This is a genomic window from Paraburkholderia sp. Ac-20347 (assembly GCF_017104805.1).
Taxonomy (GTDB): domain Bacteria; phylum Pseudomonadota; class Gammaproteobacteria; order Burkholderiales; family Burkholderiaceae; genus Paraburkholderia; species Paraburkholderia tropica.
On the sequence record NZ_JAAGPN010000188.1, the window covers coordinates 1 to 15,985 of the forward strand.

Annotated in this window: 13 protein-coding genes; 6 read left to right on the forward strand and 7 right to left on the reverse strand. The window is 63.1% G+C overall.

From position 1 onward, the window contains the following. The 5 genes from G3N97_RS27390 to G3N97_RS27410 form a co-directional block, all read right to left on the reverse strand. Positions 1-229 (reverse strand): pyridoxal-phosphate dependent enzyme (locus G3N97_RS27390; RefSeq protein ID WP_205996153.1); only part of this gene is annotated, 229 nt, incomplete at its 3' end. Between the two features lie 571 nt (positions 230-800). Continuing rightward, entirely contained in the window at positions 801-1,850 is a 1,050-nt protein-coding gene (locus G3N97_RS27395; RefSeq protein WP_205996154.1) for a ParB/RepB/Spo0J family partition protein, read from the reverse strand. After that, positions 1,840-2,523 (reverse strand): ParA family partition ATPase, encoded by a 684-nt coding sequence (gene parA, locus G3N97_RS27400; RefSeq protein WP_065059904.1) that lies wholly within the window; start codon positions 2,521-2,523, stop codon positions 1,840-1,842. The genes G3N97_RS27395 and parA overlap by 11 nt, the downstream gene beginning before the upstream one ends. 1,126 nt (positions 2,524-3,649) lie before the next feature. Next, positions 3,650-5,023, reverse strand: a complete 1,374-nt coding sequence (locus G3N97_RS27405) for a replication initiation protein (RefSeq protein ID WP_205996155.1) — start codon at positions 5,021-5,023, stop codon at positions 3,650-3,652. A 1,468-nt stretch (positions 5,024-6,491) separates the two neighbouring features. Then, on the reverse strand, positions 6,492-6,812 hold the full coding sequence (locus G3N97_RS27410; RefSeq protein ID WP_346778127.1) for a DUF4148 domain-containing protein: 321 nt from the start codon (positions 6,810-6,812) through the stop codon (positions 6,492-6,494). A 571-nt stretch (positions 6,813-7,383) separates the two neighbouring features. Between G3N97_RS27410 and G3N97_RS27415 the strand changes: the two genes are divergently transcribed. The 5 genes from G3N97_RS27415 (at position 7,384) to G3N97_RS27435 (ending at position 12,812) form a co-directional block, all read left to right on the forward strand. Then, complete coding sequence (locus tag G3N97_RS27415; protein ID WP_205996156.1) at positions 7,384-8,982, forward strand: HAMP domain-containing sensor histidine kinase; 1,599 nt, start codon at positions 7,384-7,386, stop codon at positions 8,980-8,982. Next, positions 8,979-9,677, forward strand: coding sequence for a response regulator transcription factor (locus G3N97_RS27420; protein WP_205996157.1), 699 nt, complete (start codon positions 8,979-8,981; stop codon positions 9,675-9,677). The genes G3N97_RS27415 and G3N97_RS27420 overlap by 4 nt, the downstream gene beginning before the upstream one ends. Positions 9,678-9,852: 175 nt before the next feature. Continuing rightward, positions 9,853-10,527, forward strand: a complete 675-nt coding sequence (locus tag G3N97_RS27425) for a response regulator transcription factor (RefSeq protein WP_065059912.1) — start codon at positions 9,853-9,855, stop codon at positions 10,525-10,527. Positions 10,528-10,626: 99 nt separating this feature from the next. Further along, complete coding sequence (locus G3N97_RS27430) at positions 10,627-12,075, forward strand: HAMP domain-containing sensor histidine kinase (protein WP_205996162.1); 1,449 nt, start codon at positions 10,627-10,629, stop codon at positions 12,073-12,075. A 26-nt stretch (positions 12,076-12,101) separates the two neighbouring features. Further along, positions 12,102-12,812: a response regulator transcription factor gene (locus tag G3N97_RS27435; protein ID WP_065059898.1), complete on the forward strand. Its 711-nt coding sequence runs from the start codon at positions 12,102-12,104 to the stop codon at positions 12,810-12,812. 171 nt (positions 12,813-12,983) lie between these two features. On the opposite strand, the gene G3N97_RS27440 is transcribed toward G3N97_RS27435, so the two are convergent. Beyond that, positions 12,984-13,274, reverse strand: a complete 291-nt coding sequence (locus G3N97_RS27440) for a DUF4148 domain-containing protein (protein ID WP_205996158.1) — start codon at positions 13,272-13,274, stop codon at positions 12,984-12,986. A gap of 293 nt (positions 13,275-13,567) precedes the next feature. Between G3N97_RS27440 and G3N97_RS27445 the strand changes: the two genes are divergently transcribed. Further along, the gene (locus G3N97_RS27445; protein ID WP_205996159.1) at positions 13,568-14,536 is read left to right on the forward strand and encodes a sulfonate ABC transporter substrate-binding protein; all 969 of its coding nucleotides are present in this window, start codon (positions 13,568-13,570) and stop codon (positions 14,534-14,536) included. Between the two features lie 104 nt (positions 14,537-14,640). On the opposite strand, the gene G3N97_RS27450 is transcribed toward G3N97_RS27445, so the two are convergent. Beyond that, positions 14,641-15,985 (reverse strand): metallophosphoesterase (locus G3N97_RS27450; protein ID WP_205996160.1); only part of this gene is annotated, 1,345 nt, incomplete at its 5' end.

The window sequence follows — 15,985 nt, forward strand, 5'->3', positions numbered from 1 at the left end:
CCATCTTGTTGTACGCGCCGCGCAGCTTGAACGAGAAGACCGGCTGGTTGTCCTCACGCTTGAGCAGCACCGTGTTGCCGATGCGTGCCGAGAGATTCGGCGCGGGTTCGAGCTCGGTTTCGCGGGCCGCATCGTAGACACGCGCGGTGAGGATCAAACGAAGGTAATCGGTCTGCTGCGGGTGGTGTGCGTCGGCTTGGACTGCGGTTTGGCGCGAATTCGCCTGCATGACGGCTCCTGTGCTGTCTCTTGTGATACTTGTTTAGCCAGGAGGCGGAAATAAAAAACCCGCCTCGTGGGGCGGGTCGTTGTCGTTTTTGCCAGTCGTACGCTAACCCACCATTCGAGGAATGGTGCGAATAATCAGCGAAATCGGGCTTTGGCGACGGTTCATTCCTACAAGCATGGCGTAGGCAGCGATAATTGTCAATCTACAGCGATTTGAGCAGAGATGTTCAGATAACTACGAAATACATTCATATCAATACATTTTTATGCTGCGGATGCCCGGTAGCGTCGGCAGGTGAGGATAATGCCACTTTGACCCTCAACGAAACGCGTCTGAGCGTGAAACATTCTAGGAATTGTCTCATATCCTCTTGATTTGACGAGGCTTTCGGCGATTCAAAAATGATCCGCCTGTGTTTCACGGTTTCGACCCTCGCGGCTCCAAAGCGCGGAAAACCGGGGCGGATGGGCTCAAACCGGCTCAAACGGTCCCGAAATGCACGAAGGCAGGCGCCTGACGGCCCTGCCCTCTTTGTGGTGCGTGGAGCGCGAGATTTTCGCCAGACGCGCGCTCAACCGGCGGCGACAGGCTCCATTTCCGACGCCCATTCGTCGATGACCGCCTTCATCCGTTCGGCCAGGCGCTGCTGATCGGCTGCGGCGATACCCTTGAGGTTCAACTCCGCACGACCGTCGCCGAACAGCTTCAGTTCGCCGAGCGCTACGCCATCCGGACGGCTGAACTGAACGCGCGATTGATAATGCGTTCGACGCGGACCTACGCGCCGTGCACCCGCCTCGGCCGACGCCGCGGCTTCCAGCTTGCGCACGCTCGCCTTCCCCTCGATCACCTGCTCGAGCCAATGCTCGGCAACGCTCGCACCCGCGCGATCGAAAATCAGCTTGATGTTGTAGGCGTGCCCGAGGCCGATGTCCTGACGATTCTGCGCCATGCGCTGAAGCAGATACGACGGCAGCGACGTCAGCGAAATGACCTTGCTGATGTGCTTCGGGTCTTCGCCCACCGCAATGCCCAGTTCAGTTTGATCGACATACACGCCGTCGTCGAGGAGCTTTTTCCACGCCAGCGCGTCGTCGAAAACGGTCTGCTCTTCGCGCTCCTTGTTCGCGTGATAGGCGCGCAGATAGAGATTCTGGTTGTCGAGGCCGTCGCGCACATCGGCGTCGATGAGCTTGTCGCCGCGCGAACGGGCCGCGCGAATCCGGCGTTCGCCGTCGACGATCACATATTTGCCGGGAAACTGCGGCAGGCGCGTGACCAGAATCGGCGTGATCTGACCTTGGCTGGCGAAGCTCTCCGCGAGTTCGTCGATCGTCTCCGCGCTATAGAACGCGCGCGGATTGTACGGATTCGACACGACGTCATCGACGGAGATGCGCGTCACGGCATGGGTTGCCACCGTCTCGACGACTGCGGCGATCTCCGGTTGCGACACGACTTGCGGTGCGGTCGTCGGTGCTACCTGCTCGACCGGCGCCGCGCCCGCGTCGCGCTGCGCGATACCGACGACGTCGCCATCGGCCAGACGCTCGCCCGCCGACGCGCGCTCGACCGCCATGCCCGCGCGAACCTTGCTCGTGAAATTGAGCTTAGTTGCCATCGACCACCTCCTCTTCCTGAACGAGCGCGATGATTTCGTTGTAGACGGCCGTGATCTCGTCCTTGGCGATCTTCGTCCCGCGGACGCCCCGCACGTCGAAAACTGTGCGCCCGAGCGCCGCGGCCTGACGATACAGCTCACGTTGCTTGACCGTGGCAGCGAGCACGCGGACGTTGCTCTCGGCGAGGATCGCGCTCATCTGCGTATGCAGGAGCGTCTTCGAATTCGATTTATTCAGCAAAATTGCGAATTTTCCGGCCGGATTCGCGACGCGCGTACGCTCGACGAGCTCCATCATCCCTTCGCTACTCCAGATGTCGATCGGGGAAGCGTCAGTCGGGATGACGGTGGCATCGGCAACAGCAAGGACACGAGCGGTAGTGAGATCGTTGATGTTCGGCGGACAGTCGACGATAACGACGTCGTAGTCGTTCGCCAACGCAGCGATTTCAGGCCCGATCATCTTTTCCAGCTTATTGATACTGCCGACGCGGAATGGCAGCGGGGTTTCCGGACCCGCAGCCGCGCACCAACTCATGCACGATTGCTGACCGTCGGCGTCGGCGACATAGACTTTGTAGCCCTCGGCTTGAAATGCACCAGCCAGATTCATGCTGGTAGTGGTTTTGCCGACCCCACCCTTTTGGTTCGCTACGGCGATGACCAGGCCCATTCGGTTCTCCATGCAAAGTTCAACGGAGGAGTGCAACCACGCGCAATCTCCACGTGGAGACTCTCCAGCAAGTCTTTTGGGAGTCTAACGGCAAGTTAAAGTAAATTCTAGCTTCCAGGCGGAAATCGTTGTCTGTTCACCACCAAAATGGCCATTTGGATAAGGGAGTCACGTGGTTTGGCTGTCTTTTCGCGGGCGATGCGGTGCTTGAGAGAGAGTTTGGGGATGCGAAGGCTTTGGATTGGATCTCCACGTGGAGATAAGGTGCGGGGGCACTCGTGGTAATGGAAGGATCGGGGCCGAGAGTTAACTGTCGGTAACTGCTCAGGATTGCCGGTGTTATGAGGGATTGAGAAACAGAGTAGATTGAACGAACACTTTGGAGTCGTGAAACCAACACAGCACGCGCGTGGAACGGATAGCAATCTCCACGTGGAGAGCGCCCTTCGTTCGCAATAGATTTTGGATCAAAGTGAACAGGGGCGCAGAATCTTTCAGTCGTCTAGCCGTGTCTATAGCACATGTGCTCGTTGAGAGTCTCGAGCGACATCAATCGGCCAACGCAATTGCATTGAATGCTTTTCTCCACGTGGAGATCAGATCGTGCCAGCCTAATGACTACTTGCGCCAATCAAGACATCGTATCCGTTTCATGCCCGGCCATCGCCGGAGCATCATCCTGCGGATCAAGCCAAAGAAAATGATCGCATGGTTCGATACACTCGGACGTAGTACGTGACTCTCCACGTGGAGAATTTCGCCCCACGACAGTGTGAGCGCCACCTAGGATTTCGCGACTAAAACAGACGCGCTTACTCAAAGACAAACTGCACGGAGCAATGCCGTAGGACCACTGTCCACCACACGCAATCAATCTCCACGTGGAGACTAAAACCGCCACTCGCCAGGAACCTAGACGACACGACAAAGCAAGCGCCAAAGCCCATGCTCAGCCCGAGCCAACCGCCCAAGAAACATCCGAACTATCAGGAAATCAGAGAAAAAAGGGAACGCGAAATTTACCTATGTATTTTTATTGGGTAAATTTCGCCAGATTTTCTTGCGGGTCAGAGGACCACGACGGCTCTCGCATGCGCCGGGGCAAAGCCACCGCCCCGACTCACTATCATTCTTCGCGCGTCTTCAGCGCGAGTTCGATATCGCCCATCGCTTGCGCATCGCCTGCGCCCGAACCTTGTTGTCCGCTGAGCAGGAATTCGAGCAGATCGGTCGCCGTCGGCTGACCCCAGGTGTCCAGCACGACCCAACGGAAAAAGTTCGTCGACGCCATCTTGCTCGGCACCTTCGACGTCGAGACCTTGAGCTTGTCCATTCCGACCGTCTCGTTGTAGCGCTTGATCAGCGCCGTCTGGTCGTCGTATTCGAGCTCGTTGAAATACGAACGCGCCTCGTTGATCTTCGCGGCAATATAGCGATCCTTCACCTGATCCTGGCTTTCGCGCGCCTTGCCAGCATCCGGCGCAGCACCGGCAGCGGCATTCGCACCCGGCAACTCGTAGCCTTGCATCAACGCCTTGCGGAAGTAGGCAGCAACATTGGCGAGCGGCGCGGCATTTTTCTGCGCCACGCGCGCTGCCGTGTAGGCCACGGCGGTCCGGATCTTTTCCTCGCCGTACTGCTTGAACAGACGGCGCGCTTCCGAGACCGGAATACTGAACTTCGACATCTCGCCGATCAGCAGCGTCTCATTGGCACGCAGCTCTTGCGACGGATCGGTCTCCGGCTTGCGCGTCACGCGAAACTGCAGCGCGACGACGGAGCGCCCCACCTTGTGCTCGATCAGCTCGAAGTTGTGGTCCGAGATCTCGTTGACTTCCTTGATGCACGGCACCAGCACGCGGCTCTTGAACTGCTTGTAGAGCTTGTACGATTGCGCCGACGTATCCTGGCCGAGAATCAGATCACGCAGGGTCGCGAGCGGAAAGCGCGCAGTCACGCCCACCGCTTCGTATCGCACGACGTTTTCCCAGAGCGCCAGCGAATGCGCTTTCCTGAATTGACGCGTGATCCGCATGTCGATCATCGCGTAGATTTCGGGATTCAGCAGTTCGCCTCGAATCTGTTCCGAGAACGTATAGCGCAGCACCGAACGTTCGAGTTCGGCGCCCGCGAGCAGACCGGACGCCTTCCAGATGCTGCGTTTGTCCTGCGTGAGGTAGTCCCAGTTGACGACCGTGCTGATCAGCGAGTTGATCGTTTCCTTGACGTATTCGGTGTTGTTGCTGTTCAGATCGACGTCCTGCGAGAGGGCGGAAATCGTGATCTCGAACGAGGAGCGGCCGGGCTCGAGGGAGTCCTGTCGGATCGCGTTCTTGATCAGCGAGCTGAACATCTTGCGCTGCTGGAGACTGATCGATCCGGACTTCGGTGCGATGTGAATCGCGGGGACCGCTTTGCGGAAAAGATCAGGCGGCTGGCCTTGAAATACGAGTGCGCCTTGCTTGTCGGCATCGCCGGCGTCGGCCTTTTTTCTTGCCATATGACCCACGTAAAAAGGGAACCTGGTCGGTTGGTAACTGTATACCAACCGACCAGGTGACTCAAGGCCGCCGTCGCGTCTGTGCAAGAGCACGACATCGTGTGTCGGAAAGGTTGACAGACACCGTCCTCGACCCGGTGGGGAAGGCCGTGCACCCAGGTTCCAAGTACGTCAACGCGCGATGAAACGATCCCAAATCCGGTTACCTTTTGGGCTCAAGCGCTCGTTTTCCGTCCCATATCCGACAACCTTTGGCAGGAATGTGAGTACTTACTATCGAAATAAAGTTACCCACAGGTGCACGGCTATGGGATTTTGACCATTCAGGCGTAGCGGACTGTTGTCGGACCTCGCGCTGAAGAAACGTCCCATTGGCGGTAACCTTTGCCTCTCCCCATAAATGGCGACCTGAAACACCCCGCGGCTGGCCGTTTCCAGCACGTCGATGCCGTTAGATCCACCACAACTGGCTACCTTCAATCGATCCCATAACTGGATACCCGTGACAGAGCTCCGTCCGCCAGGTCGCGTCAGCTGGAGTTCCCGGGGAAAGTGTTCCTGGCTACCTGTCCGCAGATCATTCGAAGCCCACCATAACGCGTTACCTTGAAAATCTCCCATAACACGTGACCCAATCGGGCGATTCAGTGCCTGAAATCGAGTTCAACACGGCCAGAAAGTCCCATAAGACGCGACCTTCGAGGCTTCCCATAGACGGTGACTTCAGGACTTTCCGGGCATTTTTCCCATACCGGGCGACCTTGTTCCCATATCCACACCCTCAAATCCCCATGCGCGGGCACCGAAATCCCATATCCACAACCCCGAGTCCCCATAGCCGGTACCGCAGTCCCCATAGTGCGACACCTTTTCGGCCGCAAACCCACGCCAGGCAAGGATTCCAGCCGCCTAAAGGTTTACTAAAGGTTCTAAAGCGTATTTGGTAAACACTAAAACCCGTGTCCGATAAGAAAGACGTCTCCCAAAACCGGGACCCTTTACAGATGTAAGTGATCACCAACTTCCGTGGCCCCATAGTTGGTGACCTTGCTGGGATCGAACCGCTGAAAGGCTCCCACATTTCGTTACCTTGGCGTGTTTACCTCGTTAACCACTTTCAGTATACGCACTAAGTTATTGATTAATAAGGATGGCACCCAGTTTGGTTGCCAGATATGGGAGAAAAACGGTGAACGAGGTAACCCGCTATGGGAGCGTCTGCGGTCCCGCTTTGCTGATCCGATCGACGCTTGATGCTCAGCCGGTTCTGGAAAGGTAGCCGGTTCCCATATCCGGTTACCCGATCGAGGTACCCGAATATGGGATCGAAATAGACGAGGAGCGATCTGAGGAGGAGAAGAAAAGCGCACCGCGACCTCACTGCGGACCGGTGGCCACCTTGAAGGTGCACTGCAACATCCGGCGCGGTGACCTGACTGACGACCGCGCCGTCGCCGATGCCTATCAATCAATCGGCTTGAGCGGAGCGAGTCGGTTGCGCGGTCGACGCGGTATGACGCGCGCCGCAATCCTGCCGATAAAGCTCGCCGAGCCGTTGCTCGGCCGCTTGCAGATCGGATGGGTAATCGTTGTCCACGGCGTGCTCGTCGTAACCGACCAGCGACAGATCGTGCAGCTCCTGCATCAACTGAGCATGCGTGACCTCGTGCGCGGGCCGCACGAACGGATAGCCATGGCATTCCCTGGGCGTGAGATGCGGGGCGGCGAAGGCGCTCGCACTCGCCGCCCCGATGAGTGGAAGTAACGCGAACCTGAGCAGATGCTTCACGGCTGTCTCCTTTGAATGTGAACGGACGGAACGAACACATCGGCATCCGGTTCGTCGACGAGGGCGAGCCGGATACACAACCTCACGACGCCCGATCCCCATCCCCCAGACACCCATGCGCAATCCAGAATAAGCAGCCGCTCACTTCGCAATCCGCTCAGCAGGATGAAACAACGTTCATCGACGCGCGCGAGCCGAACGTCGACGAAAACCGCCGACGCAGCCCCGTTCGTCAATCGATGTCCCCGCATCCAACTTCGCCTCGCGTTCCCCCGCATTGACAAACTGACAGGTACGCGTCAACCGCCGGTAAGAACATGACTCGCTCTTCATGGTCTTGATGCCGTTGCGCGGTGAGGCCCCCACTATCATGACCGGGCACGCGCGCAACCGTCCTGATCGGACAGTCGCGCGACGATCGATTGTCGTCGGCGGAGTCAGCCATCGGGGAGGTCATCATGTCAGTCAGCGCATTCACGCCGCGATCGCGTGCCGGATATGCAGAAAGCACCGAACGCGCCGCAGGCTTCGCACGCGGTGCGGCGTTGCACGCGCCGGCGCGAGGCGCGCGATGAATCTCCCCGGCTGGGTCGCCGGCCGCTCGGGCGCGTTCGTGCCGGAGGCGCCGCGCACGGGCGCGGCCCCGGCGGCCATCGGCCACGATCGCTGGCAGACCACCACCTTCCGCTGGTTCGCCGCCTACGCCGCGATCTTCTCGGTGTCGTTCATGGTGCTGCTCGGCTTCATCGAGTTCTCGGTCACGCGCGCGATGATCCGCGAGACCGACAGCGGCCTGCGCTGGCAACTGCGCTATTTCGATTCGCGCGGCGACGATGCGCTCGCCGCCGCCATCGACACGCGCCTGCATCGCGAAAATCGTCGCGAGAACTTCTATGGCCTGTTCGCGCCCGACGGCCGCTGGCTCGCCGGCGACATCCACAGCCTGCCCGCCGGACTGACGCTCGATCCCTGGGGCCGTTCGCACGAACACGCGAGCGGCCAGACCGTGCGCCTCGATACCGGCACGGCCGTCCCCGCCCTGCGCGCGATGGGCGAAGTGCGGGCGGACGGCGCACGCATCGTCGTGGCGCGCTCGCTGACCGATGTCCACCACGTCCACGACGAACTGCTCAAGGCGCTGTTCGGCGGCGGCCTGCTGTGCCTGTGCGGCAGCCTCTGCGCGGGCCTGCTGCTGAGCATGCGGCAGATCCGGCGCGTCGCCGAGATCCGGCGCGCGACCGGACGCATCGCGGGCGGCGAACTGGGCGAGCGTCTGCCCGTCGCGGGCCGCGACGAACTCGACATGCTGGCCGACCTCGTCAACCGCATGCTCGACGAAGTCGAACGCCTGATGGCCGAAGTGAAGAGCGCCTGCGACGGCATCGCGCACGACCTGCGCACGCCGCTCACGCGGCTGCGGCTGCGCCTGTCGCACGCGGCCGACTCGATGCAGCGCCGCGGCGAACCGGCCATCGCGAATGTACTCGTCGACGCACGCAACGAGGCCGACACGGTGCTCGAGCGCTTCGCGGCGCTGCTGCGCATTTCGGAGATCGGCGCGATCAAGCGGCGCAGCGGCTTCGCGCAGGTGGCGCTGCCCGCGCTCGTCGACGAACTCTGCGATCTCTACGCGCCGCTCGCCGAGGAGAAAGACGTCGAGCTGCGCATCGCCGTGGCCGAGGTCGCGCCGATCCACGCCGACCGCGCGCTGCTTTTCGAAGCCTTCAGCAATCTGCTCGACAACGCGATCAAGTTCGCGCCGCGCGGCGGCTTCGTCAGCGTGACGCTGCGCGCGAGCGACGCCGGGCCGCGCTTCAGCGTCACCGACAACGGCCCCGGCATCGCTCCCGAAGAACGCGACGCCGTGCTCGGCCGCTACTACCGCAGCGAAGCCGCGCGCCACGTGCCGGGCACCGGACTCGGGCTCGGCATCGTGGCCGCCGTGCTGCGTCTGCATGACTTCCGCCTGTCGATCGGCGATGCCGATCCGCAGACGCTCGCCGCAAGCACGATGAACGCAACGAGCACGATGAACGCGACGAACACCGCGCCGCCGGCCGGCGCAGCCACGCTCGCCGACGCGCCCACGACAGCAGCCATCTCCACGGGCACCACGGTCGCCATCGACTGCTGGCCCTTCCACTCCTGGCCCAAGACGCGTTATCAATGAGAGTTCTGCTGTGCTCCTCCTCCGACGCGGAGCGGGGCTATCTATACAAGGCGCTGAGCGAAAGCCTCAATAGCGTCGAGGTTGCCGACAACCTCTACTACGCCGTCTACCTCGCCTCGCACGAGCCGTTCGACACGGTGATCCTGTGCGCGGCCAGCGTCAACACGCCCGAGGACCTGCACGACGCGCTCGCCTCGTTCACGCGCCTGCCCGACGCGCCTGCCGTCGTCATCGCGCTCACGCGCGGCACGCCCGCCGATTGCGCGCGTCTGCTGCGCGCGGGCGCCGACGCCTGTTTCGTGCAGCCCTGGTCGATCCTCGAAATCCAGGAGCGCATGCTCGCGCTGCGCCGCACCGCGCTTGCGCAGTCCGGTCCGTGCGCGGCGCGGCTCGATCCGCTCACGCGCGATCTGGTCGAGGACGAGCGCCGCATCTCGCTGACCACGCGCGAATATCTGCTCGTGGAATGCCTGCTGCGGCACGCCAACGCGCCGGTCGCGCGCGAACAGCTGATCCGCTATGCGTGGCCGGAAAAAGGCGACGTCGAGCCGTCGAGCGTCAACCTGGTGGTCTCGCGGCTGCGCCGCAAGCTCATCACGCACGGCGCGCGCACGCAGATCGAGACGATCAACCGCTTCGGTTATCAGCTCGATCTGCGCGGCGCGCCCGCGCCGACCCAGGCCGCTCGGCCGTAAGCCCATTGCAAGCCGGTGGCGGCCTGCCCGCCCGCCGCCGCCACTGTTTCGCTGTTTGCAAACTTAAATTTAATTTAATGAAAGCCAACGCGGCACGGCGGCCTCACGACGGTAAACTTGCATTTCGAGAGAGGCTGCGCGAGGGCGCGCGGCGGAGTGCGAGGACATGAGCCAGGTGCGTGTATTGACGGTGGAAGACGATGCCGTCACAGCCAACGAAATCGTCAGTGAACTGACACAGCGCGGTTTTGCCGTCGATTGGGTCGACAACGGCCGCGACGGCATGGCGCGCGCGATGAGCGACGAATACGACGCCATCACGCTCGACCGGATGCTGCCGGGCGTCGACGGCCTGTCGATTCTCACGGCGATGCGCACGGTCGGCATCCAGACGCCGGTGCTGATGCTCAGCGCGCTCGGCGACGTGGACGAACGCGTGCGCGGCCTGCGTGCGGGCGGCGACGACTATCTGACCAAGCCCTTCGATCCCGAGGAACTGACGGCGCGGCTCGAAGTGCTGCTGCGCCGCCGTCAGGCCGCGACGGTCGCGCGCGAAACCGCGCTGCACGTCGGGCCGCTCGAACTCGACCTCATCTCGCGCAAGGTGCGCCGCGACGGCGAAGAAGTCGCGCTGCTGCCCACCGAATACCGCGTGCTCGAATTCATGATGCGCCACGCGGGCAAGACCATCACGCGCACCATGCTGTTCGAGGCCGTGTGGGGCTATCACTTCGATCCGGGCACCAACCTGATCGACGTCCACATGGGCCGTCTGCGCAAGAAAATCGATCCGCCGGGCGTCCCGCCGCTCATCCAGACCGTGCGCGGCTCCGGCTACATTCTCGGATAATCCCGCGTGTCCAGCCGTCCCTCCCCCGCCGCCGCGCCCGCCTTGCCGCGCCGGCGCTGGCACACCACGACGTTCCGCTGGCTGTGCGCCTACACCGCGATGTTCGGCGTGTTTCTCACGCTGCTCGTCGGCTTCATCGCGTGGAGCGCGACCAGTTCGATCGAACGCGACACCGATTCGATCATGAGCTGGCAGCTCATCTACTTCGATTCGATTCCCGACGCGCAACTGCCCGACGCGATCTATCAGCGCCTCGAGCACGAGCGCATGCACGTGAACTACTACGGCCTGTTCACCGCCGACGGCCGCTATGTGGCCGGCGACCTGCTCGAAGTGCCGCCCAACATCACCTACGATCGCGTGGGCTGCACGCTCAGGCACACGCTCAAGCTGCGCGACCGCAAGCAGTCGCCGATCGTGCGCGCGATGGGCGAGATCCGCCCGAACGGCATGCGCCTCGTGGTGGCGCGCGACATGACCAACGTGCTGGAGATCCGCGAATTCGTGGTGCGCACGCTCGCCGTGGGCGCGGTGCTCGCGCTGCTCGGCGCGGCTGCGGGCGGTCTCGTGCTCGGCATGCGCCAGATCCGGCGCGTGCGCGAAATCCGCCGCGTCACGCAATGCATCGCGCGCGGCGATCTCGACCAGCGTCTGCCCGTGGGCGGCGACGACGAACTCGACATGCTCGCGCATCTCGTCAATCACATGCTCGATGAAATCGAGCGGCTGATGAGCGAAGTGAAAGGCGCGTGCGACGGCATCGCGCACGATCTGCGCACGCCGCTCGTGCATCTGCATACGCTGCTCGCGCGCATCGCCGAACGCGAAAGCCTGCGTGCCGACGAAGAAGGCGCCGACATGCTCGAGCGCGCGCGCACCGAAACCGGCCAGCTGCTCGAACGTTTTCGCGCGATGCTGCGCATCTCCGAGATCGGCACGCTGCATCGGCGCGGCGGTTTCGCGACCGTCGATCTGCAGTCGCTCGTGCAGGAACTGGCCGAGCTGTACGAACCGCTCGCGGAAAGCCGCGAGATCGAATGGCGCGTGAGCGCGGAAACGGTGAGCGAAATTCACGGCGACCGCGCACTGCTGTTCGAGGCGTTCAGCAATCTGATCGACAACGCGATCAAGTTCGCGCCGGAAGGCGGCGTCGTCAGCGTGACGCTGCGTGCGACGGCGCTCGGTCCGCAGCTCGAAGTCGCCGACAACGGCCCCGGCATCGCGCCCGCCGAACGCGCGGCCGTGCTGCAACGTTTCTATCGCGGCGACGCCGTGCGTCACATCGCAGGCTCCGGCCTTGGCCTGAGCGTGGTGGCCGCCGTGATGCGCGTGCACGATTTCACGCTGCGCATCGACGACGCGCCCGAGTTCGCCAGGTCCCACGATGCCATCGATGCAATCGATGCCATCGATGCAGCTGATGCGTCCGATGCCGGCGCGCAAGCGCACGAAGGCGAGCACGACACCAAACATCAAGGCGCACCTCGCCGCCCAGGCGGTCCCGGCGTGCGCATGAGCGTCGAATGCTGGCCGCGCGCGCTCACCTGACCGTCGTCACCCCTCAAGAAGAACCCATGCGCATTCTCCTCATTTCGCCGAGCCACGCCGAAGCCGCGTGGCTGCAAAAGGCCCTGCAGGAAAGCGCGCACAGTCTGCAACGCGCCGAAGAACTGCGCGACGGTCTCTACGTCGCGGGCGAAGAACCGTTCGACGTGGTGATCGCCGTCGCGCTCGAACGCGCGCTGCTGCCCGAATTGCACGCGCTCCTGCCCTCGCTCGCGAAGGTCACCAACGGCGCGACGATCATCGCCGTGCTCGGCATCGAGGCGAGCGCGCACGACCGCTCGCAACTGCTGCGCGCGGGCGCCGATGCGTGCTTCCGCTATCCGTTCTCGTTCATCGAAATGCACGAGCGCATGCTCGCGCTGCTGCGCATCGGGCCTGCGCTCGCCGTTTCGCCGGCGGCCGACAACGCGGCGGCCACGCCGCTGCTCGACGCCAGCACGCGCGAGATCGTCGAAGGCGCGCGCCGCGCCGAACTCACGCGGCGCGAATATCTGCTGATCGAATGCCTGCTGCGCCAGGCCAACATGCCGGTGCCGCGCGATCAGATGATCCGCTATGCGTGGCCCGAGAAAGACGATATCGATCCGTCGACCGTGAATCTCGTCGTCTCGCGCTTGCGCCGCAAGCTCGAACGCGAAGCGATCGAAATGCGCATCGAAACCATCAGCCGTTACGGCTATCAGCTCACGCTGCCTGGCGCGAACGGCGCGCGCGCCTGATCGTCCATCCGTCTTCGCGCCGCGCAAGCGCAAGGTAACCATCTGTGGGAACTGAGGTCACGTGCGCGCGATGCGCCGTGCACCTGTGCACCCCAAAAAGAAACGGCACGCGAACCTCGCGTGCCGTTTGTCTGCGTGCCGATGTGCGCGAAAACACCGCGCAGCAAGGGCTCAATGCGCGTAGAGCGTCGAATTGAGGTACGCGAGCTGACCGTCCTGCTCGGCTTGCACGAGTTCGTGATACACCTCGGCGCGGGTCTTTTGATGCACCGGTTCACCATACGGCGCTACCCAGCCGCCGGCTTGCGCGACGGGCGCGGTGCTCGTCGCGGCGACTTGCGTGGCGGCCGCCGTTTGCGTTTGCATTTGCGTCTGCGAAGCGGCGGGATTGGTGGTTTGCGCGAAGGCGGACGTGGTGACGAAGGCACCGGCGAGCGCAGCAACGATCATGAGCGATTTCATGGGACTATCCTCCAGAGAACATATTCGATTGGCCGGTAAGCGAATGCGATAAATCGCATCCCGGTAGAGAGAGAATAGTTAGGTCAGCCTATCGAACCCGATGCAGCAATATGAAGAAACGTTCATCGGGGAGCGAGGAATCGTTGAGAAAGCGCGATGCTTAAGTCCTGTGGCTGATTTGAATCGCAAAACTCAATCGTTCTGAATCGGCGCGCGGCTTCGTAGAATCGATCGGACCTTTCAATCCGATGCGGTTGTTGATAACAGCCAATACGAAAAGCGAGCCCGATCCCATGAGCACACGCCGCGATTTCCTCAAACTTTCGCTCGGCGCCGCCGCGACGGCGCTGCCGGTGCTGGGCACGCTCGCTCCGTCGCGCGCGTTCGCGGCGAACGGGGCGCGCACCTTGCGCATCGGTAACCAGAAGGGCGCGCTGAGCATCCTGAAGGGCCGCGGCACGCTCGAAACGCGGCTCGCGCCGCTCGGCGTATCGGTCACGTGGACCGAGTTCAACGCGGGCCCGGTGCAGCTCGAAGCGCTCAACGTCGGCTCGATCGATTTCGGCGACGTCGGCGACGCGCCGCCGATCTTCGCGCAGGCCGCCGGCGCGCCGCTCGCCTACGTGGCCGCGACGCTGCCGCGCTCGCAATCGGAAGCCGTGCTGGTGCCGCACGATTCGACGCTGCGCACGGTCGCCGATCTCAAGGGCAAGCGCGTGGCGTTCAACAAGGGCAGCAACGTGCACTATTTTCTCGTGCAGCTGCTGCGCCACCACGGCCTCGATTACCGCGACGTGCGCCCGGTGTTTCTCGCGCCCGCCGACGCGCGCGCGGCCTTCGAGAACGGCTCGATCGACGCCTGGGTGATCTGGGACCCGTTCTATGCGGCGGCGCAGGCGACGCTCGGCGCACGTGTGCTCGCCGACGCGAGCGGCGTGGTCGGCAATCGCGGCTACTATTTTTCGTCGCTCGATTATGCGAAGCGCAATCCCGACGTGATTCGCACGCTGATCGACGAAATCGCCAAGGCCGACGACTGGGGCAAGCAGCATCGCAGCGAGTACGCGGGGGAATTGGCGAAGCTCTGGGGCCTGCCCGCGCCGATCGTCGAGCAGGCCGTGGCGCGCACGCAGTTCGGCACGGTGCCGATCACGAAGGCGATACTCGGCGAGCAGCAGAAGATCGCCGATACCTTTCTCGAACTCGGCCTCGTGCCCAGGCGCATCGACGTGTACGAAGCGGCGGCGCCCGGCGTGGCGTGACGACGCGCGTCGCTTGCCGTGCGCATCAATGAAAAAAGCGCCGCAAATCGCGGCGCTTTTTCTTTGGCGCGGAAGTACAGCAACGCGTACGACTACCCGCGCGACTACCCGCGCGACTTCTCGAGCGTGATCGTCTCGAACAGCTCGTAGTTCGGCGTGGGCGTCTGGTCGGCGCCCGGCGCGTGATAGTAGTTCATCGTGATGGTGGTCTTGCCGCCATGCGCGCCCGGATCGACGTCGAACACCGCGATCCCATAACCGGTACCCGTATCGCGCTGCGCGGACCAGATGGCGTCCTCGACCGCGTCGGCGGCGGGGCGCACGAAGGTGCCCGCCGTCGCGCCCGCCACCGGACGATTGGGCTTCGTGAAGATCTGCGCCTGCGGCAGACCGTTGCCCGCATCCACGCCGTAGACGTCGAGCGGCGCGCTGGTGCCGCCGCCGCCGAGAATCAGGTGGATCGTGCCGTGACGCGTGTCGAAGGTGTTGGCCGCCGATTGCGCGTGCGTGACCGGCTTCGGCTGCAGCGTGTCGACGGGCGCGCCCGTCTTCGCATCGGTGCCCGCATGATGATTGCAGCCGCGCACGGGATAGCTGCGCTCGTAGTCGTGATCGTGGCCGCACACCACGAGATCGACGCCGTAACGGTCGAACAGCGGCAGCCAGGCCTCGCGGATGCCCTTGTCCGAACCGTTGCCCGTCTTCGACGAACTGAGCGCGTCCTGATGCATCTGCACCACGATCCAGTCGATGTCGTCGTCGTGCGCGGCTTCGCTCAGCGTGCGTTCGAGCCAGCGCGTCTGCTCGCCGTTGCTGTAGCCGCGCACGTAGAACGACGTGCCGGGCGCGACAGGCGCGTTGCCCGTGCTCGCGGCGGGCACGAGCGGCGCGGGGCCGGCGACGAAGGCGGCGGCGTCCTGATAGACGACGTCGTCGGCGTCGAGCGAAATGAACAGCACGTTGCTCACGCGAAAGCGATACCAGCGGCCCGCGAAGCGCGAGCCGTTGTCGGGCAGCGTGTAGCGCGTGAGGTACGAGTCGAGCCCTTGCGCGCCGTTGTAGAACTCGATTTCGTGGTTGCCGGGGCAGGGCATCCACGGGCGGTTCGAGGCCGACGTCTGCGCGTTGTTGCCGAAGTCGCGCCACACCTCGGTCTGATGCGCGGGGTTCAGGTTCGCGTAGCAGAGATCGCCGTTGAGCAGGTGAAAGAGCGGCTGGAAGCGCTCGACGGCTTCGACGGCGAAGCGGCTTTGCGGCGACGACAGCACCCAGCCCGTGTTGGGCGTGGCGAGGTCGCCGTAGCTCGTGAAGCGGAACGGCTTGCGGCCTGTAATCGCGCCCGCCATGAACGACATCGACATGCGTCCTGCGCGACGGCTCGCTCGCCGCGCACCGCGATCCGGCGAACGGCGAGCATGAAACTGGTCCATCAACTGCCGTTGGCACTGG